Genomic DNA, 25,472 nt, shown 5'->3' with positions numbered 1-25,472 from the left:
GCCGGGGCTACCCCGGTACATTTGCCGATAGTCCATACTGCCCGCTCGGCGGTGTTCGCGTCGGCTGGAGAGAGTTGGTGTCGCCGAATGGAGTTGCCCGCGTTGGCGCGCAGGACGGCGCTGATCCCGGCGCTGCTCGCGTTCGCCGCCGTCGTTTCCTGTGGTGACGGGGTGGGGGAGTCCGTGGTGACGGTCGGCGCGGGGGACACCGCGGAGTCGGCGGTGCTCGCCGAGATCTATGCGGGTGCGCTCTCCCGCGGCGGGATCCCGGCGGAGGTTTCCCCCGCCCCCGGGGACCGCGGAGCCCGGCTGGCCGCGCTCGACTCCGGCTCGATCGACCTGCTCGCCGACCACACCGGCGCCCTCACCCGCTTCTTCGACGCCACCGCGCTCAGCACGATCGCGTCGCCCGATGGTGGTGCGCCCACGCCCGGAACATCCGCCGACCCGGTGAAAACCGCGGCCGCCGCGCTGGCCCGCTCCCTCCCGCAGGGCATCGTCGTCTCCGACCCCGCCGACGGCACCGACGTGCGCCCCCGGCTCCTGGTCGGCACCGATACCGCGCGCCTCGAATCCCGCACCGACCCCGAGTCCGTCATGGCAATCTGTGCGGCGCGCACCGGCGGTCTCGCCCCCGCTCTCGGCCTCCTCGATCCTGCCCCGCCGGAAACCCTCCCGAGCTGCATCTTCGCCACCACGGAGCGGTTCGCCGATCCCGCCGCCCTGCGAGCCGCGCTGCTGGAGGGCCGAATCGGAGCGGGCATCCTGGCCGGCCCGGTCCCCGCCGACAGCACCGCCGGATCGACCGTCATCGCCGACGCGACCGTTCCGGCGGAGAACGTCGTCCCCGTCTTCCGCGACGGTGTCCTCGACGACCGCGGCCGCGAGCGCCTCAACCAGGTGGCGGGCGAGCTCACCACCGACGAACTGGTCACGCTGGTGCAGCGCGCCGAGGCCGGGGATTCCCCGGCCGACCTGGCCAGGAGCTGGCTGGACGCGCACGCGCTCTGACCCGGAAATAACGGATCGCTTCCTGTCGTTGCCCGGGCGTATATTCCGTCTGGAGTATTCGGCACGGAAGGATCACCCATGGGAGCGCTCGGCACGGTGACGCCTCTGGCCGTCGCGGTCCTCGCGCTCCTCGACGAACGCCCCCGGCACCCCTACGACATGCACCAGACCCTGCTCGAGCGGGGAATGGACCGCCTGGTCAAGGTCCGCCCCGGCTCGCTCTACCACACCGTCGCCCGGCTCACCGGCTGCGAACTGATCCGCGCCGATGGCGTCGACCGCGACGGCCGCCGCCCGGAGCGCACCACCTACCGGATCACCGCCGCCGGCCGCGCGGCACTGCGCGACCGGGTCGCCGACCTGCTGCGCACCCCCGCCGCCGAATACCCCGAATTCCCCCTCGCGCTGGCCGAGGCCCACAACCTGCCGAAGGAGCAGGTGCGGGAACTGCTGGCACAGCGCCGCGCGCAGCTCGGCGCCGATCTCGACGAAATTCGCGCACTCGGCGTCTGGGCGGGCGACCATGCCCTCCCGCGCCGCTACTGGATGGTGCTCACCTACCTGCGCACCATGCGGGAGGCCGAGATCGGCTGGGTGGACGCCCTGCTCGGCGATCTCGACGACGGAACCCTGGCCTGGGATCGCTTCGATCCCGGCACCGGCCGCCGGATCGCGGTCCCCATCGACGCCTGGGCCACCGCGGCCCGCGCGGACCCACCACCGCTCCCGGCCGAGCCGGGGGCGACGCCCCGAACGAGGAGCTCCTGATGTCCGAAACCCGCAATCCGTGGCATGCGCTGCTTGCCATGGTGGTGGGCTTCTTCATGATCCTGCTGGACATGACGATCGTCGCGGTCGCCAACCCGGCCATCATGGAGGAGCTGAACGCCGAGATCTCCTCGGTGATCTGGGTGACCAGCGCCTACCTGCTCACCTACGCGGTGCCGCTGCTCATCACCGGCCGCCTCGGCGACCGCTTCGGCCCCAAGAACCTGTACCTGGTCGGCCTCACCGTCTTCACCGCCGCCTCGCTCTGGTGCGGCCTCTCCGGCACCATCGGCATGCTGATCGCCGCGCGCGCCGCGCAGGGCATCGGCGCCGCGCTGATGACGCCGCAGACCATGGCCGTGATCACCCGCACCTTCGCGCCGGACAAGCGCGGCGCGGCCATGGGGCTGTGGGGCGGCGTGGCCGGGCTGGCCACCCTGGTCGGCCCGATCCTGGGCGGCGTGCTGGTGGACAGCCTCGGCTGGGAGTGGATCTTCTTCGTCAACGTGCCGGTCGGCATCATCGCCTTCGCGCTGGCCGTCTGGCTGGTGCCGTCGCTGCCGACCAACCGGCACCGGTTCGACATCCCCGGCGTCGTGCTCAGCGCCGTCGGCATGTTCCTGCTGGTCTTCGGGATCCAGGAGGGCAACACCCGCGACTGGGACTGGCTGATCTGGATCATGATCGGCGGCGGGCTCGTCGTCCTCGCCTACTTCCTCTGGAACCAGTCGCGCAACACCGGCGAGCCGCTGGTGCCGCTCGGCCTGTTCAAGGACCGCAACTTCGCCTTCTCCAACCTGGCGATCGCGGCCATGGGCGCGGCGGTGACCGCGTTCATGGTGCCCGCCTACTTCTATCTGCAGGCGGTGCGCGAGCTCTCACCGACCCGGTCGGCGCTGATCTTCGCGCCGATGGCGATCGCGACCGGCATCCTGGCCCCGGTGATCGGGCGGTTCTCCGACCGGCTGCATCCGCGGCTGGTACCGACCGTCGGCTTCACGCTCTTCGCGGTGGCGCTGTTCTGGATCGCCGCGATCATGACGCCGGACAGCCCGCTGATCCTGTTCATGGTTGCCGGCGTGCTCGCCGGGTTCTCGAATGCCTGCATCTGGGCGCCGCTCGCCTCGACCGCGACGCACAACCTGCCGGTGCGGCAGGCAGGCGCGGGTGCCGGGATCTACAACACCACCCGCCAGGTCGGCTCGGTGCTCGGCAGCGCCGCTATTTCCGCGCTGATCAGCGCGCGGATCGCGGCGGCCGGGCTCGGTGGCGGGCCCGCCGCCGAGGGCATGGGCGGGCCGGTCCCGGAGTTCGTCCGGGACAAGTTCAGTACCGCGCTCGCCGAGTCCATCCTGCTCCCCGCCGCGTTGCTGCTCATCGGCGTCGTCGCCTCCGCCCTCTTCGTCCGGCACGATCGCAGTGCGAACGGTGCGGGCGCCGCGCCCAAGGAAGCGGAACCAGCCGGCTCCACCGCCTAGAACTCCAGCTCACACCGCCGCGCCCGGCTCTCGCCGCGCGCGGCGGTGCTGTCTCGCGGAACCGCCGGCCGGGTCGTGCGTCGGCGCCGGCCGCCGGGGTGCGGGGCGGAGCCCCGCGAACAAGAACTTTCTGCTCACCCGACCCGGACGAAAACCGCCGGATACCCACTGGCCCCGTCGGGAACGGCCGCCGCCACCTCAGCGGTCTGCACGGCTCCGGCCCCATCGGTAGCCCGAGCCCGCAGCGTGTGCGGACCAGGAGTGGCGTCCCACTCGTAAACCCACTGCCGCCAGGTATCGACGGATACATCGGCAGCGAGCCGAGCCTGCCCCCACGGCCCGTCATCGACCTGAACCTCGACCGCGGCGATCCCGCGATGCTGCGCCCACGCCACCCCGGCGACCGAAATCCGCCCCGGCTTCAACCGAGCACTCGCCGCGGGCGTATCGATCCTGGTCCCGGTCTTGATCGGCCCCTCGGCCGCCCAGCCTAGCTTGGTCCAGTAGGCGGTGGCCCGATCGAACCGCGTCACCTCCAGTTCGGTGACCCACTTGGTGGCCGAGACGTACCCGTACAGCCCGGGCACCACCAGCCGCGCCGGATACCCGTGCGCCACCGGAAGCGGCTCCCCGTTCATGCCGATGGCGAGCAGCGCGTCCCGCCCGTCGGTGAGCGCGCCGAGCGGGCTCCCCGCGGTCCAGCCGTCGACGCTGCGGGAGAGCACCATATCGGCGCCCGCCAGCGGCCGAGCCTCGGCGAGCAGCGCGTCCAGCCGGTAGCCGAGCCAGCGCGCATTGCCGATCAGGTCGCCGCCGACCGGGTTGGAGACGCAAGCCAGCGTGGTCAGCCGCTCGACCGCGGGGCGGCTCGCGAGATCACCCCAGCGCAGGATGATCTCGCGCTCGACCATGCCGTGGATGCGCAGTGACCAGTCCTCGATCGATACCTGCGGGACGGTGATCGCGGTGTCGATGCGGTAGAACTCGGCATTCGGGGTGAGGTACGGGGTGATCCCCGGGGTGCGCAGGTCGGCGCCGAACGGCGTCTCCGGCAGGGGTTCCCGCGCCGGTGGCAGTGCGATTCCGGCGCGCTCGCCGGAGACGTCGGTCCGCAGCGCCGCCAGCGCGCGCCCCGCCAGCCCCGCCGCGATCCCCGCGCTCGTCGCCAGCGCGAGCCCGCGCAACACCCGCCGCCGCTCCGCCCCGCCTGCCTCGCGTCCCGCACTTGTCGCCGCGCTGCCCACGCTCGGTGACTCACCGCCCGCGCTCGCTGCGTCGTCGCCTGCGCGGCCCGCAACATCGCCCATTCGTTCGCGCGGTCGAGTGTCAGCCGCCGCTCGGTTCACCCCGGCATCAGCTACCTGCTCGCTCATCCCGGTACCGCGGCGAGTGGCGCTTCCGGCCCGCGAACCATCGACTGCCCGCAGCAGTACCCACATCCCCGCCGCGACGCCGACCACGGTCGGCACCGCCGCGAAGACCCCCGCCTCGGCGACGGCGAGCGCGACCACCCCGACCCCGAACACCGCGAAAACCGCGGCCCCGGCCCGCCCGAGCACCCCGGCGACCGCCGAAACGAGCACCGCCACCACGAGCACGGCGACGACGAGCACTATCTTGTCGGCGGTCCCGAACGTCTCGATGGCCCACTCGCGCGGCCCGCGCGGCGCGTGGTCGACCACGGCGTCCCCGAGCAGCCGCAGCGGCGAAGCGGCCGGCTCCAGCACGCCGGCGAGCAGCTCGGCGGTTCCCAGTGTCACGATGCCGGCGGCGACACCGGCGGCGGCCCGCACAATCATGTCCCGACTGTACGCAGCGAACGGAGAGCGCCGCCGCCGGAAAGTTCCGGCGACGGCGCTGTTCACAGAATCGTCAGGAGTAGATCTTCTCCACCTCGGTGGCGAACTCCTTCATGACCACGGCCCGCTTGAGCGACATCTTCGGCGTGAGCTGCCCGCCCTCCTGGGTCCAGTCCACGTCGAGCACCTTGATCTTCTTGATCTGCTCGGCCTTGGAGACCTTCTTGTTCGTCTCCGCGATCGCCGCGTCGATCTCGGCGACCAGGTCCGGGTTCTCGGCGAGCTCGGTCACCGACGTGTCGGCGGGCAGCCCGTTTCGCTCGGCCCACCCGGGCAGCGCCTCCGGGTCGAGCGTGACCAGCGCGGCGATGAACGGCTTGCCGTCGCCGACCACCATGACCTGGCTGATCAGCGGGTGCGCGCGCAGCGCGTCCTCCAGCACGGCGGGGGAGACGTTCTTGCCACCGGCGGTGACGATGATCTCCTTCTTCCGGCCGGTGATGGTGACGAAGCCGTCGCCGTCGATGGCGCCGAGGTCGCCGGTCTTGAACCAGCCGTCGGCGAAGGCATCTTCGGTGGCCTCGGAGTTGCCCCAGTACCCGCCGAAGATGACCGAGCCCTTGAGCAGCAGCTCGCCGTCCTCGGCGATCTTGGCCGCGTGGCCCTCGATCGGCCGCCCGACCGAGCCGACCCGAATGTGCTCGGGGGTGTTCACGGTGACCGCGGCGGTCGACTCGGTGAGGCCGTAGCCCTCGTAGATGGTGACGCCGACGCCGCGGAAGAAGTGCCCGAGCCGCGCGCCGAGCGGCCCGCCGCCGGAGACCGCCGCCTCGCAGCGCCCGCCGAGCGCTGCCCGCAGCTTGCTGTAGACCAGCTTGTCGAAGACCGCGTGCTTGGCCTTGAGCACCAGGCCGGCGCCGCCCTTCTCCTGCGCCTCGGACCACTCGATGGCGGTCGCCGCGGCGGCGTCGAAGATCTTGCCCTTGCCGCCGTCGTGCGCCTTCTGCTTCGCGCTGTTGAAGACCTTCTCGAATACCCGCGGCACCGAGAGGATGAAGTGCGGCTGGTACGCGCCGAACTGGTCGACGAGGGTGGTCCAGTCCGCGCTGTGCGCGACGACGACCTTCGCGTCGAAGGCGGCGAGCGCGACCGCGCGGGCGAAGACGTGCGCCAGCGGCAGGAACATGAGGGTCTTCTTGCCCTCGGTCACGTACTTGCCGAGCGCGATCCGGTCGGACTGCGACTCGGCGTAGAGATTGGCGTGCGTGAGCATGACGCCCTTGGGCCGCCCGGTGGTGCCCGAGGTGTAGATCAGGGTGGCCGGCGAGGCCGCGTTCACCTGCTTGCGCCGCTCGTGCACCGCGTCGTCGGCGAGCTCGGCGCCGCGGTCGGTCAGCGTCTCGATCGCGCCGCCGTCGATCTCCAGCGTCTCGCGCAGGTCGGGCAGCGCGCCGTCGGCGATCTCGGCGATCACCGCGCGGTGCTTGGCGTTCTCGATCACCAGCAGCTTGGTGGCCGAGTCCTGCAGGATCCAGGTGGCCTGCTCGGCGGCCGAGCTGTCGTAGATCGCGACGGTGCAGCCGCCGGCGGCCCAGATGGCGAAGTCCAGCACGGCCCACTCGTAGCGGGTCGCGGCCATGATCCCGACCCGGTCGCCGAGCTCGATGCCGGAGGCGATCAACCCCTTCGCCACGCCGGTGACCGCCTTCGCGAACTCCGCCGCCGTCACGTCACGCCAGGTGTTGGTGCCGTTCGGGACGTTGAAGACCACCACGTCGGGCGTCCGCTCGGCGTGCCGGAAAACGTTGTCGGAATTGTTCGCGTCTTCCGGAATTCGGTAGGAAGCCGGGACTTCGAACTCTCGCATCAGTGCCCTTCCACGTGGGTTTACTCGCCAGTAATCTACGACACCCCGGGCGGGCACGTGACCTCGGCCACCGCTTCGGCGCCGAGCGAGCAGCAAGCCACCCGGTCTGCTGGAACCGCTGGGACTATCCTAGTTCCCGCAGGTCGGCCGGGTGTAATGCGTCACTCAAGAATTCCGCCATTTCGGACAGCGCGGCGGCCGCGGGGCCGACCAGCCCCGCCTGCAGCTGCGCCACATGCCAGAGCCCGCGGGTCTCGGTGAACCGCACGTGCACACCTGCCCCGCGCAGCGCCTCGGCCAGCGCGACGCACTGCGGGTGCAGCAGCTCGCTCTCGTCCACCTGGATGTAGGTGGGCGGCAGCGCGTGCAGCACACCGGTGAGCGGGGCGTAGCCGAAGTCGGTGCCGTCCGCGGCGCCGAGGTAGGCGGCCGCGCAGAGCCGCGACCAGGGCTTGCTGATCACCAGGTCGCGGTTGCGCTCCGGGACCTCGTTCGGGTCGGTCCAGGGCGCGATCAGCCCGAGCGCGCCGGGGGTGATTCCGTGGTTCGCGATCAGCCGCTGGGCCAGCGCGAGCGCGAGCCCGCCGCCCGCGGAGTCGCCCGAGACGGCGATCCGCTCCGGGCGGTAGCCGTGCTTGGAGACCAGCTCGAGGAAGGCGGCCTCGGCGTCGTCGAGCCCGGCGGGCAGCGGGTGCTCCGGAGCCAGCCGGTAGTCCAGCGAGTACACCGGGCACTCCGCGGCGCGGGCGAGCCGGGCGCCGAGCGAGCGGTGCGTGGCCAGCGAGCCGACCACGTAGCCGCCGCCGTGCAGGTAGAGGATCGCGCCCGCCTCGGTGTCGGTCGGGGTGGCGGTGACGGTGAGCCGCTCGGCGGGCCGCCCGGCCAGCCGGATCCTGCGGACCACCGTGCCCGCGGGCAGCAGCTGCGCGTGCGACGAGATGTCGAGCAGCTTGCGCTGCACCCGGAACGGCAACCTGGCGTGCAGCGACGCCCAGTAGAGCGGGGTGAGAACGGCCCGCGCCACCGGGAGCGGCAGGTTCAGTTCCCGCATGTCGCTCACCGCAGGACGCCGCGCTGCGCCCGCGCGGAGATCCGCTGGTAGCCGGAGGCGGTGATGCGCACGAACAGGTCGAGCAGCTTGGCCTCCCAGCCGATCAGCACCCGGCCGTGGCCCCTGCGTACGCCCTCGGTGATGGTCTCGGCGGCCATCTCCGGGGTGTGCATGGCGAGTTTCTTGTCGAAGAGCGAGGCCGCGTCCGTGCCGTCGACGTTCTCCGCGTAGGTGGCGTTGCGGGCCACCGCGGTCTTGATGCCGCCCGGGTGCACGCAGGTCACCTGCACCGGCTGCTTGCCGAGCAGCATCTCCTGGCGCAGCGACTCGGTGAAGCCGCGCACTGCGAACTTGGCCGAGTTGTAGGCGCTCTGGCTGGGGACCGCGATCAGCCCGAACAGGCTGGAGACGTTGACGACGTGGCCGTCGCCGGACTCCAGGAGCAGCGGCAGGAACGCCTTGGTGCCGTTCACCACGCCCCAGAAATCGACGTCCATGATCCGCTCGATGTCCTTGAACCCCGAGTGCAGCACGTCGCCGTGGTAGGCGATGCCCGCGTTGTTGTAGATCTGGTGCACCACGCCGAAGTGCGCCTGCACCGCGTCGGCGTAGAGCAGCACGGCCTCGCGCTCGGAGACGTCGAGCCGGTCCGACTTGACCTGCGCGCCCAGCGCCTCGCAGCGCCGCACCGTCTCGGCCAGCCCCTCGGTGTCGATGTCGGAGAGCGCGAGCTTGGCGCCGCGCCGCGCCAGGTTCTCGGCCAGCGCCCGCCCGATGCCGGAGCCGGCGCCGGTGATCACACAGACCTTGCCGGTGAAGTACGCGTCTTTGCTGCTCACTGCGGTACCACTACTTTCTGATCTGCCGCGGCCTTCGTTGTGGAGTAGGCCTCGACGTCGAACTTCTTGGTCTGGCTGCGGAAGCGGAAGGTGAAGTCCGGCCACAGCGTGGTGTTGTTGCCGTGTTTGTCCAGGTACCAGCTGGCGCAGCCGCCGGTGTTCCAGACCGTGCCCGCGAGCTTCTGCTGCAGCTCGGCGTTGTAGCTCTGCTGCGCCTCGCGGCGCACCTCGACCGTGCGCAGCCCCTGCCCGGCCACCGTGCCGAGCGCGTCGGCCACGTAGTTGATCTGCGACTCGATCATGTAGACCATCGAGGTGTGGCCGAGCCCGACGTTCGGGCCGACCAGGAAGAACAGATTCGGGAAGCCGGCGATCGCGGCGCCCTTGTAGGCCTGCTGACCCTGCTGGTCGAAGACCTCGGAGAGGGTGCGGCCGTCCGGGCCGACGATGGCGTTGTAGGTCGGGGAATCCGTCACGTGGAAGCCGGTCGCCACGATCAGCGCGTCGATCTCGCGCTCGGTGCCGTCCCTGGTGACGATGGAGTTCGCCCGGATCTCGGCGATGCCGTCGGTGATCACGTCGACGTTGTCGCGGTCCAGCGCCGGGTAGTAGTCGTTCGAGATCAGCATGCGCTTGCAGCCGATCCGGAAGTTCGGGGTGACCTTCGCGCGCAGCGCCGGATCGGAGATCTCGTAGCGCAACTTGGCGCGGGCGATCAACTCGAAGATGTTCATCAGCGCGGGGAACTTCGCCAGCCCGACCACCTGGGTCTCCCGCGCGGCGTAGATGCCCGCCCTGGAGAGCCGCTGTGCGCCAGGGATGTGCTTGAAGGCCAGCTTCTCCAGCGTGGTGTACGGCCGGTCGAAGCGCGGCAGCAGCCAGGGCGCGGTGCGCTGGTAGACGTCCAGGTGCGCGACCTTGGGGGCGATCGTCGGCACGATCTGGATGGCCGAGGCGCCGGTGCCGATGATCGCGACCCGCTTGCCGGTCAGGTCGGCGTCGTGGTTCCAGCGGGCGGAGTGGAAGATCTCGCCCTCGAAGTCGTTGATGCCCTTGATGTCCGGGAGCGCGGGCTCGCAGAGCGCGCCGACCGCGGAGACCACGGTGTCGGCGGTGAAGGAGCCCTTGCTCGACTCGATGTCCCAGCGGGCGGTCTCGGCGTTCCAGCGGACCGAGGTGACATCGCAGTCGAAGACATGCTTGTCCAGCACGCCGTACTTCTCGGCGACGCCGCGGATGTACTGCTGGATCTCGCCCTGCTTGGAGAACGAGCGCGTCCAGTCCGGGTTGAGCGCGAAGGAGTACGAGTACAGGTGCGAGGGCACGTCGCAGGCGGCGCCCGGGTAGGTGTTGTCCCGCCAGGTGCCGCCGACCTCGCTGCCGCGCTCCAGCACCAGGTAGTCGTCGCGCCGCTGCTGCTTCAGCCGGATCGCGAGCCCCAGCCCGGCGAATCCGCTGCCGACGACGATGGTGCGCACGTGCCGCCGCTCGACACCCTTGTCTGTAACCTTGCGACTCATGTAACCGAGAGTACGAGTTTATTGAGCAGCAGTCAACAGTATTGAGCATCGGTCAGTAGGATGAGCCCGGTGAAGAGCAGAAGCCAAGGGGAGAGCACGAAACGTGTCCGATTGAGCCCGGACGAGCGGCGCCTGCAACTCATCACCCTCGGCGCCGGCATGCTCGGCCGGCGCGCCATCGAGGACATCTCGGTCAGCGAGATCGCCGAACAGGCAGGCATCTCCCGTGGCCTGCTCTTCCACTACTTCCCGACCAAGCAGGACTTCCACCTGGCGATCGTCCACCACGCCAACGCCGAGCTCCTGGAGCGCGTCACCCCCGACCCCGGGCTCGGCATCTACGCCAAACTGCGCGACTCCATCGAGCGCTACATCGACTACGTCAGCGAGAACCGCACCTCGTACGCCGCCCTGCTCCGCGGGCCCACCAGCATGAGCCCGGAACTCGCCCCGCTGGTCGACCAGACGCGCGACGCCATCATCGGGATCATCCTGGCCGAGGCGCCGGTGCACATCGGCGAAGCGGAGCGGCCGCGGTTGCTGCTGGGGATGCGCGGGTGGATCGCGTTCGTCGAGGAGACGACGTTGACCTGGTTGCGCACGGATGCGGTGTCACGCGAGGAATTGATCGAGTTGCTGGTGGATTCGCTGGTGGCGTTTGCTTCTTCGTTGAGTCCGGGGTTGGGGGAGGCGTTGCGGGGAGAGGTCGTGGGGGGTTAGTCGTCGGAGGCGACGATCATCCGCACCGAAGCGTTCGCCCGATCGAGAAGTACCAGTTCGTGGAACTCGCCGTTGCTCAGGCCGAGATCGCTCATGGCACCTTCGCCGAGATCGCGGAGTTCGTAGATCGCCGCGGCTGTGCTGATCGGCTCGAAAACCTCTGCGGTCATACGTTCCAGGAGTCGCCCGGGGACGGACCCGTCGGCTCGAAGCCAGCGCTGAACGATGTCGGCCGCCGCTTCGGGAAAGAGCCTCCGGTAGGAGTCGACCGAGATGTTCCGCAGCCAATATGGCCCGTGCCGGGTCCCTTCCGGTTCGATTCCGCCCCCGATGTAGTTGTCTCGGTATGCCGGGGATTCGATCACCGCGCGCAGGATCTCGGCGTCGGTGGCTTCGAGCTGCTGAACGACGTACAGCTTGCTGTTGACCCAGCGGAATCCGTGATGACCGTCCTGGTCGAAGTCGAAATCCTTGAAGTTGACGAATCTGCGCTCACGGAAGGTGAGTATCGATTCCACTGTCACTCGGCCACCCTGTCATCGGCTGCGTTCACGGTATGTGCCGACGCTTCAACGGCAGTTTGCTCTCGGGCACCCGAATGCTCGATAACAATCGGTGCACCGCCACCGGTGCTTTACTCCGAGCTGTGGTGCGGTCGTTCACGGCTTCGTTTCGGGAACGGTCGTCTGCCCAGGGATCGCCATGAATCTCGTATGGATCGCCGAGTTGGCGGAGCCGTTCGCTTCCCGCTTCGGTCAGATCGGCCCGGAACACTTCACAGCGGCCCACCTCGTCGTCCGGACAGTCGAGGTAGCCACGCTCCCCATTGTGACCATCAGCTATCCGCGCTATCGCCTTTCCAGCGACGCTTTCCACGGCTGCCACGATGTGCCGGGGCCACCGAACGCACCGGAGCGAAGGTATCCGCTTTCGGCGAGTTCGCGGATCAGGTGGAGCACGGAGGGGCGGCTGTACGCCTCCGGCTGCAAGCCTTCCACGTATCCGTCGAAGTCGGTGATCGGCATCCGGTCGTCGGCCATCGCGTGCAGCAGAAAGTGTTCTGACTTCGCGTCCATCAGCCGTTGATGTCGTCCGAACTGCTCAGATCGAGCTCGGCCGGGCGCTCCGGCCACGGGGGCGCGGTGATCTCCTGTCCGGTCCATCGGTCGATCTGCACGACCGGGAACGGCAGGTCGTCGGGAAGACCGGCGCGGCTCCAGACCAACCGCTCTTCGTGCCACAGCTCAGCGGGAACCTCCGGTTTCGTCGGCGAGACGAAGAGGCTCCATCCGTTCGCGAAGCCGAGGCGGAGACTGCCCTTCTTGAAGAAGACCGGGGAGACGACTGTGGATGACAGGTTGCGTGCGGCATCTTCCTGGCTCCAGAAGTCGAGAGGATGCCGATCGACGGCGCCATCGGCGATCGATCGCGCCGACAGTTCCGCTCCGGCCGACGTACGCAGCACGAATCCGGAATCGAAGCGGAGCACGGTCGCGGCCGCGTCGACATCGATCCCGGTGAATGCGCGGTTCCGCAGCGGATTGATGATCCAACGATCGTCGTACTCGACGATGGCCGAGGGCTTGGGCATCTCAATCTTCCAGGTAGTCGCGGATATTGCCGATACTGTCTTCCGACGGCTGGCCGTTCGGCATCTTCACATACACCTCGCCCGACTCGAGATCGACCACCACATCCGGGTTCTTGTTCCCACCGTCGCCGCGCCAGTCGCCGTACCGCTTCACCTCGTGAATCGCATCGCGCACCTGAGCCGGCGGAACGCCATAGTGGTTGGCGATCTTTCCGACCTTGGTCGTCATGGAGGCGCTCGTGAACGTGCCACTCGGGCTGCCGGGGTTGATATCGCCGTCGTCGTCCAGGAACACCCGCATTCCGATGATCGCGGCCAGGCCGGTGCCGACCTCGGTCAAGCTGGGAATGTCCTCGAAGGCGGCGACCGTGACGAGAGCGGTCGCGGTGGCAGCGCCGAGACCGACAATCTTGATCAGGTTGCTCGTCTGGTAGACGGTGCGGATCGTGTTCACCGTGTTCGCGATGAGCGCCGTCGCACCGCCTGCCCCGGCGACCGCGCTGGCACCGAAGGTGAAGAACGCGGTGGCCGCGGCGGCGACCACCGTCGCGGTGAGCGCGACAGCCGCGACTTGGACGTCCGAGGAGATCTGGTTGCGCACCGCCGCCGTTGCTTCGTGATACGCGCTGACCTGCTCGGAAATCTTCAGCGAGGTGGAGGCGAGCTGTTCGGTGGAGGTCCTGAGGGTGTCGAGGCCGTCGAGGATCGGTCCGAGGTTCGGGTCGGTGATGTTGTCGAACGAGGCCCGGATCGTGGCTACCTGCGCGGCTGCACCGCTGAGGGTGGTGTGCTCGGCGAACGTCTGCCAGCCCGTGGCTGCCTTGGCCAGCTCGGGAATGCTGCCGTTGGGCAGTTTGCCGAATGCTTCCACGATCTTGTCCGCGAAGAGGTCGAAGATTCCTTCGCTGTCGTTGTCGTCGCGGCTGGTCCCGAGACCGTTGTCACCGACGGCCGTCGGTAGCGAGACCCGGTACACGTCGACCTGCTCGACGGTGGGGCGCGGTGGTGCCGGGTTGCTGCGGTTCGCGATGCCGTGGTTGTAGCCGAAGGCGGACAAGACGTAGCCGAGGTTGGTCAGCGCGTCGGCGGTATTGGTGCAGGTCTGGAGGGTGTCGTTGGCGACGCCGTCGTAGGCGCCTGCCCACTCCCGGCAGCCGGGCGCATCGCCGGCCATTCCGGCGCAATCGTTCTTCAGGACCGCGTGCAGCGGGGCGTCCGCTTGTCGAATTTCACCGGCCAGGTCGTGGCACTTCTGAGCGGCGTCGTAGTACACCTGCCAGTCGACGGTCTGACTCATCCGCCGTTGACCATCCGCCGATTCAGGTCGTTGGCCCGGGTGTAGCGGGTGTGCATGGTGCGGGCGGCGTCGCTCATGTCGCGGAGGCCGGTGACGAATTCCCTGGCGCCGGCGGACCACTGGCGGTGTGCGTCGGAATAGGCGGCGGCGGCGACGCCTTCCCAGCCGGTGCCGGTCAGGGTGGCGATCCGGTCGTCGACTTCGTCGAGGTTGTCGGCGATGAAGGTGGCGAGCGCGGAGACGCGGGTGACGATGTTGTCGAGCTCTTCGAGGTCGACCGAGAACTGGGAGCCCATTACATGTTCAGCAGGGTCGTGGAATCCGACTCCTGTTTCTCGTAATTCGCCGCGCTGACCCCGAGCTTCTCCGCGAGGACGGCGAGCGCGTCGATGATCGCGGTGCCGCCCTCGCGGACGTCGGTCCAGCCGGTGCCGAATTCGGTGGCGGCGTCACCGGTCCAGCTCTCGGTGGTGAGGCGGTCGACGTCGCGGGCGGCGGATTGCAGGGCGCCGCGCAGGGTTTCGGCGAGGTCGTAGACGTATTGGCCGACCTCGCGCACTTTTTCCGGTACGACGGCGACAGGTGTTCCCCCGGTGTCACTCACGCAATCGACGGTAGCAGCCGAGCGGGGGCCGCCGCGGTGCTCGCGGCGGCTCCGATCACGGGTGCAGCTGGTAGAGGCGGAACAGGTCGTGCTCGATATCGAGCACGTCGACCTGCGCGAAGCCGGCCTCGCGGGCGTAGCGGCGCAGGGTGTCCGGGCGCATGACGGTGCCGGTGCCGACCGAGCCGGGGTGCGACATGCCGTCGGGCAGGCAGATCAGCAGGGACATGCCGTACATGAGCTGTTCGACGGGGTCGCCGGGGCCGGAGAAGGTCTCCGGGACGCGCTCGTCCATGACGAGGACGGTGCCGCCGGGGCGCGCCAGGGCGCGAGCGGCGCGCAGGACGCCTACCGGGTCGGGCATGTCGTGCACGCATTCGAAGGCGGTGACCAGGTCGTACCGCTCGGCGTCGGTGAGGTCGGCGACATCGGCGTGGTGGAACCGCACCCGGTCACCGACGCCGTGGGCGGCGGCGTTGGCGCGGGCGGCCGCCACCGAGGCGGGGTCGAGGTCAAAGCCGTCCACGTGCGCGTCGGGGTAGGCGAGCGCGATGCCGATCGAGGACCAGCCGTCGCCGCAGCCGATATCGGCGACCCGCCCGCCCGCGGTGAGCGCGCCGTGCGCCGCCGGCAGCGCAGGCAGCCAGTCGGAGCCGAGGACGTGCAGGAACAGCGGGCGGTTGGCCTCGGCCTGACCGGTCCGCATGACCTCGCCGTACTCGTGCCAGCCGACCCCGCCGCCGGTGCGGTACGCCGCCAGCAGCGCGGGCAGCTGAACCGCCGCCGCGGCGACGATCCGGGCGAACGGGGTGAAGTAGCTGAGGCTGTCGCGGTCGCAGAGCACCGGGACGTGTTCGGCGGGCAGCGTGTAGCGGCGTTCGTGCGCGGGCAGCGCGGGGTCGTCGACCTCGAGCAGCCCGGCGACGGTCTGCTGCTCCAGCCACTCCCGGCAGTACCGCTCGGCCATGCCCGCCGCCGCGGCGGCCTCGGCGGAGGTGTGCGGCTGCGTGGCCAGCAGGTCGTAGAGGCCGAAGGTGGCGCCGATATGCACTCCGAGCACGTCGAAGGTGCCGAGGACGGCGGTGAAGAGGTGGTCGGCGAGCTCGTCCGATTTCATGGTCTGCTCCGGGTGGTCGGGGTTCGTGGCGCCTCCACCGTGCGCCGCGGCGCTGACAGCCGGCTGGCACCGCGCTGACAGGGGTGGCCCGGGCCCGGGACAGTCGGCATGCTGAACGCGACCGTGTCCATGTCGACCACGAGGTGCGCTGTGCTCGAGATCCGGGTGCTGGGGGAGCCGCGGCTGGGCGACGGGCCGTTTCCGGCCGGGCGGCCGGGGCTGCTGTTCGCGCTGCTGTTGCTGGCGCGCGGGCGGGCGGTCTCCGTCGCACGGCTGGTGCAGGAGCTGTGGCCGGAGTCGGAGCCAGGTGATCCGCGGGCCGCGCTGCACACGACGGTCGCGCGGTTGCGGCGGGTGATCGGGGGATCGGTGCTGCGGCACTCCGATGCCGGGTACTGCCTGGATCGGGAGGGGGTCGTGCTGGACGCCGATGAGTTTCTGACCCGCACCACCGTGCCGGTCGGAGAGCTCGCCGCGGCGGCCCTGGTGCGCTGGGAGAGCGCGCTCGGATTGTGGCGCGGGGAGCCGTGGGGGCGGTTCGCCGCGGGTCCGGCGTACGCGGAGGCGGCGGAGCTGGGTGAGCGATTCGAGGTGGCGCGGGAGGAGCGGGCCGGTGCGTTGCTCGCGCTCGGTCGCGGTGCGGAGGTTGTCGCCGAGTTGCGGGCGTTGCTCGCGGCAGCGCCGCTGCGGGAGCGTCGGGTGCGGTTGTTGATCGAGGCGCTCATGCCGGATGACCAGGTCGGGGCGTTGCGGGTCTACGACGAGTATCGGCGGGGGCTCGCCGGCGAGCTGGGGTTGGACCCGTCCCCCGCGCTGGTCGCGCTGCACGGGCGGGTGCTGCGACACGAAACGAGCCTGCGCGATGTCGTCGCCGGTGGCGCTGCCTCGGAGCGCTTCGGCGACACCGGCTCGGCCACGGCCGAGCCACAGCGGCAGGCCGGCGTCGGCGGTGCGCCGAGCCCCGCCCCCGCGGGCACGCGAGCCCCGGCTCCGCGTCAGCTGATCGGCCGCGCCGCCCAGCTCACCGCATTGAACACGCTGCTCGAGCTGCACCGCGCGGTGACCGTGGTCGGCCCCGGCGGCGTCGGCAAGACCAGCCTCGCCGCCGTCGCCACCGCCGGGCACCGGCACTGGTGGGCCGATCTGGCGGCGGTGACGACCGCCGACGCGGTCGCCCGCACCGTCGCCGACGCCATCGGCGTCGAGGTGCGCCCCGGCGCCGTCTTCGAGACCGCACTGCGGCACCGGCTCGCGGAGCTGAACGGCCTGCTGGTGCTCGACAACTGCGAGCACCTGCTCGCCGCCTCCGCCGCGATCGCCGAGCAAGCCCTCACCGCCTCCACCGGGCTGCGCGTACTCGCCACCTCCCGGCAACGCCTCGGCATCGCCGCCGAGCAGGTCTCCCCGCTTCCCCCGCTGCAACTGCCTGCCCCCGACTCGGCCGCGGCCCCCGCCGTCGCGCTCTTCATCGAGCGCGCGACCGCCGCCGCCCCGGAGTTCGCCGCGTGCGGCGACGACCCCGCCGTCCGCCGCACCGTCGCCGACCTGGTCCGCCGCCTGGACGGGCTGCCGCTCGCCATCGAACTCGCCGCAGGCAGGCTCGGGGCGCTCACCCTGGACGACCTCGCCGCCCACCTGACCCACCGCCTCGACCTGCTGCGCGCCGGGTCACCGCTGGCCGGCCGCCGCCAGCACACCCTTGCCGCGACCATCGCCTGGTCCTGCGACCTGCTCGACCCGCCTGAGGCGCGCGCCTTCCGCTTGCTCGCGGTCTTCGCCGGGGAGTTCGATCTGGCCGCCGCGACGGCCGTGCTCGCCGGGGAACCGCGCACTGTCGACCCCGAGGATCCGGGCGAGGGGATACGGCCGGCGGACTCGTACGCCGCCGATGTGGTCGCCGGCCTCGCCGAACGTTCCCTTCTGGTGCGCCCCGGCCTGACCGGCACCGGCCGCTACCGCATGCTCGAAACCCTGCGCACGTTCGCCCGCGCGGAGAGCCCCGCCGGCGAACTCGCCGCCGCTCGCCGCGCCCATGCGGCCTGGCTCGTCGCGGCGGCCGAGGACGCCGACACCGGACTCCGCGGCCCCGACGAACCCCGATGGTCGCTGCGGCTCGACGACCTGGTTCCCGACGCCGCCATCGCCTTCCGCTGGGCACTCGACGCGGAGCCGGAGACGGCCTGCCGCATCGTCACCGCCTACCGGCACTGGTCCTACCTGCGGTTGCGCGCCGACATCCTCGATTGGGCGCTGGACATCGACGAGCGCGAGGCGAGCTCGGGCGTGCACGCGGCGGCGACGCTGCACCACTGGCTGGTCGGCAATGCCGCCAAGGCCCGCCGTCGCGGTGCCGCCGCACTCGCGGCTGCCGAGCCGGGCAGCCGCGCCGAATCGGTGGCGCTCGACGCGCTCTCCGACCAGGCCCTCGCCGACGGCGACTTCGACACCGTCGCCGAGCTGAACGACCGCGCCCACCGCGGCGCCCTCGCCCGCGATGACCAGGTCGCCGCCACCCTCGCCACCATCGCGCACACCCTCGCCGCCGCCTACAGTGGCCGCCCCGCCGACCCGCTCCTCGCCCGCGCCGCCGCCGAGGCGCGCAGCTCAGGCAACCCGACCAGCTTCGCCTGGGTCGCCTACACCGAAGGCGAACTGCACGCCGACACCGATCCCGCCCGCGCCCTCGCCGCACTCGAAAAGGCGATTGCCGGAGCCGAATCCGTGCACAACCGGATCATCGCCGGCGTCAGCCGCACCGCGGCCACCGCCGTCCGCGCCCGCACCGCCCCGCTCGACCGCGCCACCCTCGCCGACGCCCGCGCCGCTGTCGGCTACTGGTCAGGGGCGGGCAGCGACCAGCTCCTCCGCACCTGCCTCCGCAACCTCGTCCCCCTCCTCGACCGCCTCGGTGCCGCCGCGGCAGTCGTCGAACTCGCCGCCGCCACCGGCGTTACCGACGCCGCCGGAACCGAACGCCTGCGCCTCGACGCCGCCCTCGCCCGGGCCCGGGAAGCGCTGGGCGCCGCCTTCGACACATCCTTCGCAGCCGGCAGGCACCGCACACTCGCCGCCGCCGCCGACACGCTCATCGGCGAACTCGACCGTTTCGCCGGGATCGACGGCACGCTGGACCCGTAGCACCCCGTCGAGCAGGAGGATCCGCATGCAGAAGACGCTTCGAACCGCCGCAGGAGTCGCCGCGGCCGCCGCTACCGGCCTGGCCTGCGTCACCGCCCTCGGCGCAGGTGCCGCCCTAGCCGCACCGCAGAACTGCGCCGTCCAACGCACTCTCCTCGACGCCTCCGCCACCTGCCCGCCCGACGGCGGCACCGGCTACGTCCTGCATGTCGACTGCTTCGGCCTCTACGCCGGCGGGCCCTTCCCGATCTACGCCATCGGCCCCTACCCGGTGCTCAGCTACCCCTTCACGCCGGAGGGGCAGCGGGTGACCGCGGGGTGCACGGGTATGGGGCCGGGAGTCGTCGCGGTGGTCACGAACGCGTACGTGGAGGTCTACAACGGGTGAGGCCGGTCGGATCGTCCACGTCGCTATGCTTGGCCCACGATTTTCGGCGGGAGGGGCGGGAAATGCGGCGGTGGGCGATAGCGGTTGCGGCGCTTGCGCTCGGGCCGTTACTGGCGGGCCACGCTACGTAGAGGTGACGCGGAACCGAAATCGTGGTCGGTGGCCGAGGGGCATCGAACCCGCCGGCGCGACTGACGACTGTAACCCGGGAGTCCGCTGGTTGCCGGGGGACAGACCTCTCAACGGCGCGCAGATCGGCGTTCACCTCGGGAGTCCAGCCCTTGCTGGTCGACGTCTCGACATCACCGTTCGACAGTTCGACAGTGGTTGCCTGATGACGCCGAAATCTTCGGCGTCAAAAGAGAAATAGACGTCCTTTGAACACGAATTACCGTTCATTCGACTTCACTCGTCACGAGGCATATATCCCACGGTGTATGCCCACGCGTGGAGACTTGCTCCGGATTTCACTGGCAGCCACATATCGGTAGCCAGAAGGTCGTCGACGATCTGCTCCGCGCGGGTACGATCGACATCAGCGAGAGTGTGCAGTGCTTCCACGGCGATCCACATAGAGTCTCGGCATGTGACATCGTATCCCTTGGCTTGAACGATTGCCTCACGCTCGTCAATTATTGCCGTGCATTTGTGGGCGTGCGCGTAGGCGATTACCGCAGCTTCGCCAGCGTGCTCGGCAGGGGAATCTGCGCCCATATCAAACTGGATCGCGAGTTGCTCTGCTCCCTCATCGGGCTCAAGGACAACCAGTTCAACCCACGCGCATTCGGCGATAGCGGGAATTCCGATGTAAGTCGAACGCGCGTCCTCAATTTCAGTGTTCACCGCGTCGGGGATGAGGATCACCTGCCCGCCGGGGGAGAGCCTTCGAAGTATCTCGCCGTGGCCCGCTCTGTGCCAATGGGTGAATACACTCGTATCCATCACCCATTGATCAGGCACCAGCATCTCCCTGGATGACTTCGAACGGGGAGTCGTCTCGTTGGCGGAGCTGTGCATCGCTGATGGATCCTCGCAGCATCTTCAGCGCCCGCTTACGGGTTATTTTTGCCCCCTCATAGCCTCGCACGATCGCGGCGGCTAGTTGTGGAGATAATCGAGGAGCCACCAGATCGTCCGGGACGAGAGAAACTCCTGCTGCTGCGAACTCGCTAACAAGAGGCCTTCCCTGCGCCAGCATTACTCTGTCGTAATCGTTGATCAGCCCGATATTCTTCAGCTGATTGACAGTCGCTGTCCATGACACCCGATAGGTACCTGCGATTCTAGTGGCACGGCGACGGAAACTGTCGTGCGGATAGTCGTTCCATAGCACCGTCGCGCCCCCGCGAGGAATCAAGAAGTGGATTGCCACCGCCTTGACCATTGTCTCGGAGTCGGCGCTGTGTGCGTCGTACGCGTCTCCGACCAGCCAGTGTGCGAGCTCGTGAGCCACGGTGACTCGTTTGCGCCCGGGGGGGCGCGCCGCATTAATCACCGCGACGGCCGTCGAGGTCTCGTTCGTGCCGTCAACCGTCACGCACGTACCGTCCGCAGACTCTCCGTAGTTGCCGACATACACGTGCATTCCAAGCTTCTCGCACACGGCCAAGATGTCGGCGATCGGCTCGTTTCGCAAGCCCGCGCGCTCCCGAGCCTCCTGAGCGACGCGTTCGGCATCGGTGTGTGTGGTCGGCACGGCTGCCGGTTGCCGAGGGTGGGCGACGATCAGTCCCTTGCGGAGGAGTGAGCGTATGTCGTCGGCGAGCAACTCGATCGCGTCATCCAGAACGACGCCGAGTTCGGGGTCGAAGCCAGCGTCGGTGCGTCGACTGATCGCCGCAGGCACTTCCTCCATGACAAACCATTGCAATGGCCTACCGAGCACCTCAGCAATGGCGAATATCTCCGTCGCCGAGACTCGACGGACGCCGGATTCTATCTTGCTGATCGTCGTGTGATCTGCTTGTTGTAGTGCTGCGGACAGGTCCCCCTGTGACATGCCAGCAGCGACTCGCGCTTCTGCGATTCGCCTACCGAGCATCTTCGCGTCCATGTTTGCGATTTTGGCACATTGAGGACGTGGCGTACAGCGGGCTGCGGGGTACACAGGCTTGAGAAGCACGGCTGATTAGGGTGCGAATCCGACGCTGCCTGCTGTTCTAGACGTCACCCCGTCGCACCCGGCCGCCGCTCCGAGCGACTGCCGGGACCAGTGCCTCGTGCGATCTCCGGATATCACTCGGGACGGTATACCGCGGTACACCGTCCCGAGCGGGGGCAGGAACTACTTCGTCGGCGCGAACGCCTCTTCGATGATCTCCGCCTGCTCCACCGCGTGCACCTTGCTCGACCCCGACGACGGGGCGGACATGGCGCGCCGGGAGATGCGGCGCAGGCGGCCGAACCGCTCGGGGAGCAACTCGGGGAGGTTGAGGCCGTAGAAGGGCCAGGCGCCCTGGTTGGCCGGCTCCTCCTGGACCCAGGCCAGGTCGGTGGCGTTGGGGTAGCCGTCGAGCGCCTCGTTCAGCCGGTACTTGGGCAGCGGGTAGAGCTGCTCGACCCGGACGATCGCGACGTCCTCGCGCTTCTGCTTGGTCTTCTCGGCGGCCAGCTCGTAGTAGAGCTTGCCGCTGGTGAGCAGCACCCGCTTGACCTTGGAGCGGTCACCCGTTCCGGTTTCGTAGCCGGGCTCGTCGAAGACCGAGCGGAACTTGGACTCGGTGAAGTCCTTCACGTCCGAGACCACGGCCTTGTTGCGCAGCATCGACTTCGGGGTGAAGACGATGAGCGGGCGGCGGATGCCGTCGTGCGAGTGCCTGCGCAGCAGGTGGAAGTAGTTCGCCGGGGTCGAGGGGACCGCGACCGTCATCGAGCCCTCGGCGCAGAGCTGCAGGAAGCGCTCGATCCGGCCGGAGGTGTGGTCCGGGCCCTGGCCCTCGTGGCCGTGCGGCAGCAGCAGCACGACGTCGGAGAGCTGGCCCCACTTGGCCTCACCGGAGGAGATGAACTCGTCGATGATCGACTGCGCGCCGTTGACGAAGTCACCGAACTGCGCCTCCCAGAGGACCAGCGCCTCGGGGTTGCCGAGCGAGTAGCCGTACTCGAAGCCGACGGCGGCGTACTCGCTGAGCGCGGAGTCGTGCACCGCGAACCAGCCGGGGTTCTCGCTGCCGATGTTGTGCAGCGGGGTGTACTCCTCGGCGGTCTTGCGGTCGATGATGACCGAGTGCCGCTGGGTGAAGGTGCCGCGGCGGGAGTCCTGGCCGGTGAGCCGGACCGCCTTGCCCTCGTCGATCAGGGTGCCGAAGGCGAGCAGCTCGGCGAAGGCCCAGTCGACCTTGCCCTCGTAGGCCATCTCGCGCCGCTTCTCCAGCACCGGCTTGACCCTGGGGTGCACGTTGAAGCCGTCCGGCACGTTCAGGAAGGCGTCGCCGATGCGCTGCAGCACCGACTTGTCCACCGCGGTCTGCACGGTCGAGGGGACCTTCTGGTCGTCCTCGACCGACTCGCTGGGCTCCGGCGGGAACTTCTCCAGCTCGCGGACCTCGTTGAACACCCGCTCCAGCTGGCCCTGGTAGTCGCGCAGCGCGTCCTCGGCCTCCTTGAGCGAGATGTCGCCGCGGCCGATCAGGCTCTCGGTGTAGGCCTTGCGGACCGAGCGCTTGGTGTCGATGACGTCGTACATCGACGGCTGGGTCATCGAGGGGTCGTCGCCCTCGTTGTGCCCGCGGCGCCGGTAGCAGACCATGTCGATGACGACGTCCTTGCGGAACTTCTGCCTGAAGTCGACCGCCAGCCGGGCCACCCAGTCGCAGGCCTCCGGGTCGTCACCGTTGACGTGGAAGATCGGCGCGCCGATGAACTTCGCGATGTCGGTGGAGTACTCGGTGGAGCGGCTGTTCTCCGGCGCGGTGGTGAAGCCGATCTGGTTGTTCACCACGATGTGGATGGTGCCGCCGACGCGGTAGCCGCGCAGCCCGGAGAGGTTCAGCGTCTCCGCGACGACGCCCTGGCCGGCGAAGGCCGCGTCGCCGTGCAGCATGAGCGGGACGACCGAGAAGCCCTCGGGGCCGTCGCCCTTGTCCAGCAGGTCCTGCTTGGCCCGCGCGAGGCCCTCCAGCACCGGGTCGACCGCCTCCAGGTGCGAGGGGTTGGCGGTGAGCGAGACCTCGATCTCGTTGTCGCCGAACATCTGCAGGTAGGTGCCGCCCGCGCCGAGGTGGTACTTCACATCGCCGGAGCCGTGCGTGCCCGCCGGGTTCATGTTGCCCTCGAACTCGGTGAAGATCTTCGAGTAGGGCTTGCCGACGATGTTGGCCAGCACGTTCAGCCTGCCGCGGTGCGGCATGCCGATGATGACCTCGTCGAGGGCGTGCTCGGCGCACTGGTCGATGACGGCGTCCATCATCGGGATGACGGCCTCGGCGCCCTCCAGCGAGAAGCGCTTCTGGCCGACGTACTTGGTCTGCAGGAAGGTCTCGAACGCCTCCGCCGCGTTCAGCCGATTCAGGATGTACTTCTGCTGCGCGACAGTGGGTTTCGCGTGCTTCTGCTCGACCCGGTCCTGAATCCACTGGAGCTGGTCGGTCTCCAGGATGTGGGTGTACTCGACGCCGACGTGGCGGCAGTACGCGTCGCGCAGGATGGAGAGCACGTCGCGCAGCTTCATCCGCTCCTGGCCGTGGAAGCCGCCGACGTTGAACTCGCGGTCCAGATCCCACAGGGTCAGCCCGTGCTGGGTGACGTCCAGGTCGGGGTGGCTGCGGAACTTCTCCTTGACCAGCCGCAGCGGGTCGGTGTCGGCCATCAGGTGGCCGCGGTTGCGGTAGGCGGCGATCATCTCGAGCACCCGGGCGCTCTTGTCGACGCCGCGCTCGCGCACGTCCTTGCGCCAGCGGATCGGCTCGTACGGCACGCCGAGGCCGTGGAAGATCTCGTCGTAGAACTCGTCCGAGATCAGCAGCTGGTGGATGGTGCGCAGGAAGTCGCCGGACTCCGCGCCCTGGATGATGCGGTGGTCGTAGGTCGAGGTCAGCGTCATCAACTTGCCGATGCCGAGATCGGCGATGCGCTCGTCGGCCATGCCCTGGAACTCGGCCGGGTACTCCATGGCGCCCGCGCCGATGATGGCGCCCTGGCCGTTCATCAGCCGGGGCACCGAGTGCACGGTGCCGATGGTGCCGGGGTTGGTCAGCGAGATGGTGACGCCGGCGAAGTCCTCGGCGGTGAGCTTGCCGTCCCGCGCGCGCCGCACGATGTCCTCGTAGGCGGTGTGGAACTGGCCGAAGGAGAACTCGTCGGTGCCCTTGATGGCGGCGACGACCAGCGAGCGGCTGCCGTCCTTGCCGGGCAGGTCGATGGCGAGGCCGAGGTTGGTGTGCGCGGGGGTGATCGCGTTCGGCTTGCCGTCCACCTCGGCGAAGTGCCGGTTCATGTTCGGGAACTTCTTGACCGCCTGCACGATCGCGTAGCCGAGCAGGTGGGTGAAGGAGATCTTGCCGCCCCTGGTGCGGGCGAGGTGGTTGTTGATGACCAGGCGGTTGTCGATCATCAGCTTGGCCGGGATGGCCCGCACGCTGGTGGCGGTCGGGATGGCCAGCGAGGCCGACATGTTCTTGGCGACCGCGGCCGCCGCGCCGCGCAGCACCTTCGACTGGTCCTCCGCGGCCTCCTGCTTGGGCTTGCCCGAGGTGGGGGCCGCGTTGGAGGTGGGGGCGGGGGTGGTCTTGGGGGTGCGCGCCTGCTGGGCGGGCTGCGCCTTCGCGGCCGGCTTGGCCTCGGCCTTGGCGGGCTGCGCTTTCGCGGGCTGGGTCCTGGCGGGCTCGGCCTTCGCGGCGGCGGGCTGCGCCTTGGCCGGCTCGGCCTTGGCGGGCTGAGCCTTGGCGGGCTCGGCCTTCGGCTGGGCGGCCGCGGCCTGCGCGGGCTTCGCCTTCGCGGCCGAGCCGTTGGCGCCGGAGCGAGCGGCCCCGTTACCGGTCGAGGCGGAACCGGCGGTGCTCGTGGCGGCCGGGCCCGCCTGCTCGGAATCCGTGCTGACTTCCGGGGTGTAGTCCGCCAGGAACTCGTGCCAGCTCTCATCGACCGACGATGGATCAACTTTGAACTTCTGATACATCTCGTCGACTAGCCACTGGTTCTGTCCGAACTGGGAAGTTGAACTGCTCACAGCAGGTGTTCGCCTCATTCCGTTCTTCGCGCTGCGACGTTTGTGACGTGCCCGGCGGGGGACCGGCGGATACGCGCCGGTGCGCCCTGTTCGAGGATAGGCCCCGCAGCAAATCGGT

General features: G+C 69.5%; 22 protein-coding genes. 6 read left to right on the top strand and 16 right to left on the bottom strand.

Features of this window, described 5'->3' with window-relative positions:
• The first annotated feature begins 87 nt into the window (after positions 1-87).
• The 3 genes from LTT61_RS13250 to LTT61_RS13240 all read left to right on the top strand — a co-directional run bounded on the left by LTT61_RS13250 (position 88) and on the right by LTT61_RS13240 (position 3,257).
• Positions 88-1,011 carry a glycine betaine ABC transporter substrate-binding protein gene (locus LTT61_RS13250; RefSeq protein WP_233020258.1) on the top strand — a complete coding sequence of 308 codons (924 nt, stop codon included), beginning with the start codon at positions 88-90 and terminating at the stop codon, positions 1,009-1,011.
• A 78-nt stretch (positions 1,012-1,089) separates the two neighbouring features.
• Entirely contained in the window at positions 1,090-1,779 is a 690-nt protein-coding gene (locus LTT61_RS13245; RefSeq protein ID WP_233020257.1) for a helix-turn-helix transcriptional regulator, read from the top strand.
• On the top strand, positions 1,779-3,257 hold the full coding sequence (locus tag LTT61_RS13240) for a DHA2 family efflux MFS transporter permease subunit (RefSeq protein ID WP_233020256.1): 1,479 nt from the start codon (positions 1,779-1,781) through the stop codon (positions 3,255-3,257). Before LTT61_RS13245 ends, LTT61_RS13240 begins: the two co-directional genes overlap by 1 nt.
• Before the next feature lie 134 nt (positions 3,258-3,391).
• Here LTT61_RS13240 and LTT61_RS13235 read toward each other — a convergent pair whose 3' ends face one another.
• The 5 genes from LTT61_RS13235 to LTT61_RS13215 all read right to left on the bottom strand — a co-directional run bounded on the left by LTT61_RS13235 (position 3,392) and on the right by LTT61_RS13215 (position 10,333).
• Entirely contained in the window at positions 3,392-5,056 is a 1,665-nt protein-coding gene (locus LTT61_RS13235; protein WP_233020255.1) for a molybdopterin-dependent oxidoreductase, read from the bottom strand.
• 73 nt (positions 5,057-5,129) lie between these two features.
• The gene (locus tag LTT61_RS13230) at positions 5,130-6,923 is read right to left on the bottom strand and encodes an AMP-dependent synthetase/ligase (RefSeq protein ID WP_233020254.1); all 1,794 of its coding nucleotides are present in this window, start codon (positions 6,921-6,923) and stop codon (positions 5,130-5,132) included.
• 124 nt (positions 6,924-7,047) lie between these two features.
• Positions 7,048-7,974 (bottom strand): alpha/beta hydrolase, encoded by a 927-nt coding sequence (locus LTT61_RS13225; RefSeq protein WP_233020253.1) that lies wholly within the window; start codon positions 7,972-7,974, stop codon positions 7,048-7,050.
• Positions 7,975-7,979: 5 nt separating this feature from the next.
• A complete protein-coding gene (locus LTT61_RS13220) occupies positions 7,980-8,813 on the bottom strand; it encodes an SDR family NAD(P)-dependent oxidoreductase (RefSeq protein WP_233020252.1) in 834 nt (277 codons plus the stop codon).
• The gene (locus LTT61_RS13215) at positions 8,810-10,333 is read right to left on the bottom strand and encodes a flavin-containing monooxygenase (RefSeq protein WP_233020250.1); all 1,524 of its coding nucleotides are present in this window, start codon (positions 10,331-10,333) and stop codon (positions 8,810-8,812) included. Before LTT61_RS13215 ends, LTT61_RS13220 begins: the two co-directional genes overlap by 4 nt.
• A gap of 60 nt (positions 10,334-10,393) precedes the next feature.
• Here LTT61_RS13215 and LTT61_RS13210 point away from each other — a divergent pair, with 60 nt between their 5' ends.
• Positions 10,394-11,053: a TetR/AcrR family transcriptional regulator gene (locus tag LTT61_RS13210; RefSeq protein ID WP_233020249.1), complete on the top strand. Its 660-nt coding sequence runs from the start codon at positions 10,394-10,396 to the stop codon at positions 11,051-11,053.
• On the opposite strand, the gene LTT61_RS13205 is transcribed toward LTT61_RS13210, so the two are convergent.
• The 8 genes from LTT61_RS13205 to LTT61_RS13170 are packed head-to-tail and all read right to left on the bottom strand — an operon-like array spanning position 11,050 to position 15,662.
• Complete coding sequence (locus LTT61_RS13205; RefSeq protein ID WP_233020248.1) at positions 11,050-11,577, bottom strand: hypothetical protein; 528 nt, start codon at positions 11,575-11,577, stop codon at positions 11,050-11,052. The genes LTT61_RS13210 and LTT61_RS13205 overlap by 4 nt on opposite strands.
• Positions 11,578-11,602: 25 nt before the next feature.
• Positions 11,603-11,929: a hypothetical protein gene (locus LTT61_RS13200; RefSeq protein ID WP_233020247.1), complete on the bottom strand. Its 327-nt coding sequence runs from the start codon at positions 11,927-11,929 to the stop codon at positions 11,603-11,605.
• Positions 11,902-12,129, bottom strand: a complete 228-nt coding sequence (locus LTT61_RS13195; RefSeq protein WP_233020245.1) for a hypothetical protein — start codon at positions 12,127-12,129, stop codon at positions 11,902-11,904. The genes LTT61_RS13200 and LTT61_RS13195 overlap by 28 nt, the downstream gene beginning before the upstream one ends.
• On the bottom strand, positions 12,129-12,644 hold the full coding sequence (locus LTT61_RS13190; RefSeq protein ID WP_233020243.1) for a hypothetical protein: 516 nt from the start codon (positions 12,642-12,644) through the stop codon (positions 12,129-12,131). Before LTT61_RS13190 ends, LTT61_RS13195 begins: the two co-directional genes overlap by 1 nt.
• 1 nt (position 12,645) lies before the next feature.
• Positions 12,646-13,941: a hypothetical protein gene (locus LTT61_RS13185; protein ID WP_233020241.1), complete on the bottom strand. Its 1,296-nt coding sequence runs from the start codon at positions 13,939-13,941 to the stop codon at positions 12,646-12,648.
• Positions 13,938-14,237 carry a WXG100 family type VII secretion target gene (locus LTT61_RS13180; protein ID WP_233020239.1) on the bottom strand — a complete coding sequence of 100 codons (300 nt, stop codon included), beginning with the start codon at positions 14,235-14,237 and terminating at the stop codon, positions 13,938-13,940. Before LTT61_RS13180 ends, LTT61_RS13185 begins: the two co-directional genes overlap by 4 nt.
• Positions 14,237-14,545, bottom strand: coding sequence for a WXG100 family type VII secretion target (locus tag LTT61_RS13175; protein ID WP_233020237.1), 309 nt, complete (start codon positions 14,543-14,545; stop codon positions 14,237-14,239). Before LTT61_RS13175 ends, LTT61_RS13180 begins: the two co-directional genes overlap by 1 nt.
• A gap of 55 nt (positions 14,546-14,600) precedes the next feature.
• Positions 14,601-15,662 carry a class I SAM-dependent methyltransferase gene (locus LTT61_RS13170; RefSeq protein WP_233020236.1) on the bottom strand — a complete coding sequence of 354 codons (1,062 nt, stop codon included), beginning with the start codon at positions 15,660-15,662 and terminating at the stop codon, positions 14,601-14,603.
• 108 nt (positions 15,663-15,770) lie between these two features.
• Here LTT61_RS13170 and LTT61_RS32660 point away from each other — a divergent pair, with 108 nt between their 5' ends.
• Together LTT61_RS32660 and LTT61_RS13155 are read left to right on the top strand one after the other, a co-directional pair.
• Positions 15,771-18,800, top strand: coding sequence for an AfsR/SARP family transcriptional regulator (locus tag LTT61_RS32660; protein ID WP_269821881.1), 3,030 nt, complete (start codon positions 15,771-15,773; stop codon positions 18,798-18,800).
• 25 nt (positions 18,801-18,825) lie between these two features.
• A complete protein-coding gene (locus LTT61_RS13155; RefSeq protein ID WP_233020234.1) occupies positions 18,826-19,188 on the top strand; it encodes a hypothetical protein in 363 nt (120 codons plus the stop codon).
• 405 nt (positions 19,189-19,593) lie between these two features.
• Here the strand turns inward: LTT61_RS13155 and LTT61_RS13150 are convergent, their stop codons facing one another.
• From LTT61_RS13150 to LTT61_RS13140, 3 genes are all read right to left on the bottom strand, one after another.
• Complete coding sequence (locus LTT61_RS13150) at positions 19,594-20,148, bottom strand: hypothetical protein (protein ID WP_233020233.1); 555 nt, start codon at positions 20,146-20,148, stop codon at positions 19,594-19,596.
• Positions 20,141-21,241, bottom strand: a complete 1,101-nt coding sequence (locus LTT61_RS13145) for a helix-turn-helix domain-containing protein (RefSeq protein WP_233020231.1) — start codon at positions 21,239-21,241, stop codon at positions 20,141-20,143. The genes LTT61_RS13150 and LTT61_RS13145 overlap by 8 nt, the downstream gene beginning before the upstream one ends.
• A 231-nt stretch (positions 21,242-21,472) precedes the next feature.
• Positions 21,473-25,303: a multifunctional oxoglutarate decarboxylase/oxoglutarate dehydrogenase thiamine pyrophosphate-binding subunit/dihydrolipoyllysine-residue succinyltransferase subunit gene (locus LTT61_RS13140; protein WP_420094779.1), complete on the bottom strand. Its 3,831-nt coding sequence runs from the start codon at positions 25,301-25,303 to the stop codon at positions 21,473-21,475.
• Positions 25,304-25,472: the final 169 nt, after the last annotated feature.

Origin of the sequence: Nocardia asteroides (genome assembly GCF_021183625.1) — a bacterium.
Classification (GTDB): Bacteria; Actinomycetota; Actinomycetes; order Mycobacteriales; family Mycobacteriaceae; genus Nocardia; species Nocardia asteroides_A.
The sequence above is the reverse complement of the archived record's forward strand: the minus strand, read 5'-3'. Positions and strand labels throughout refer to the sequence as shown.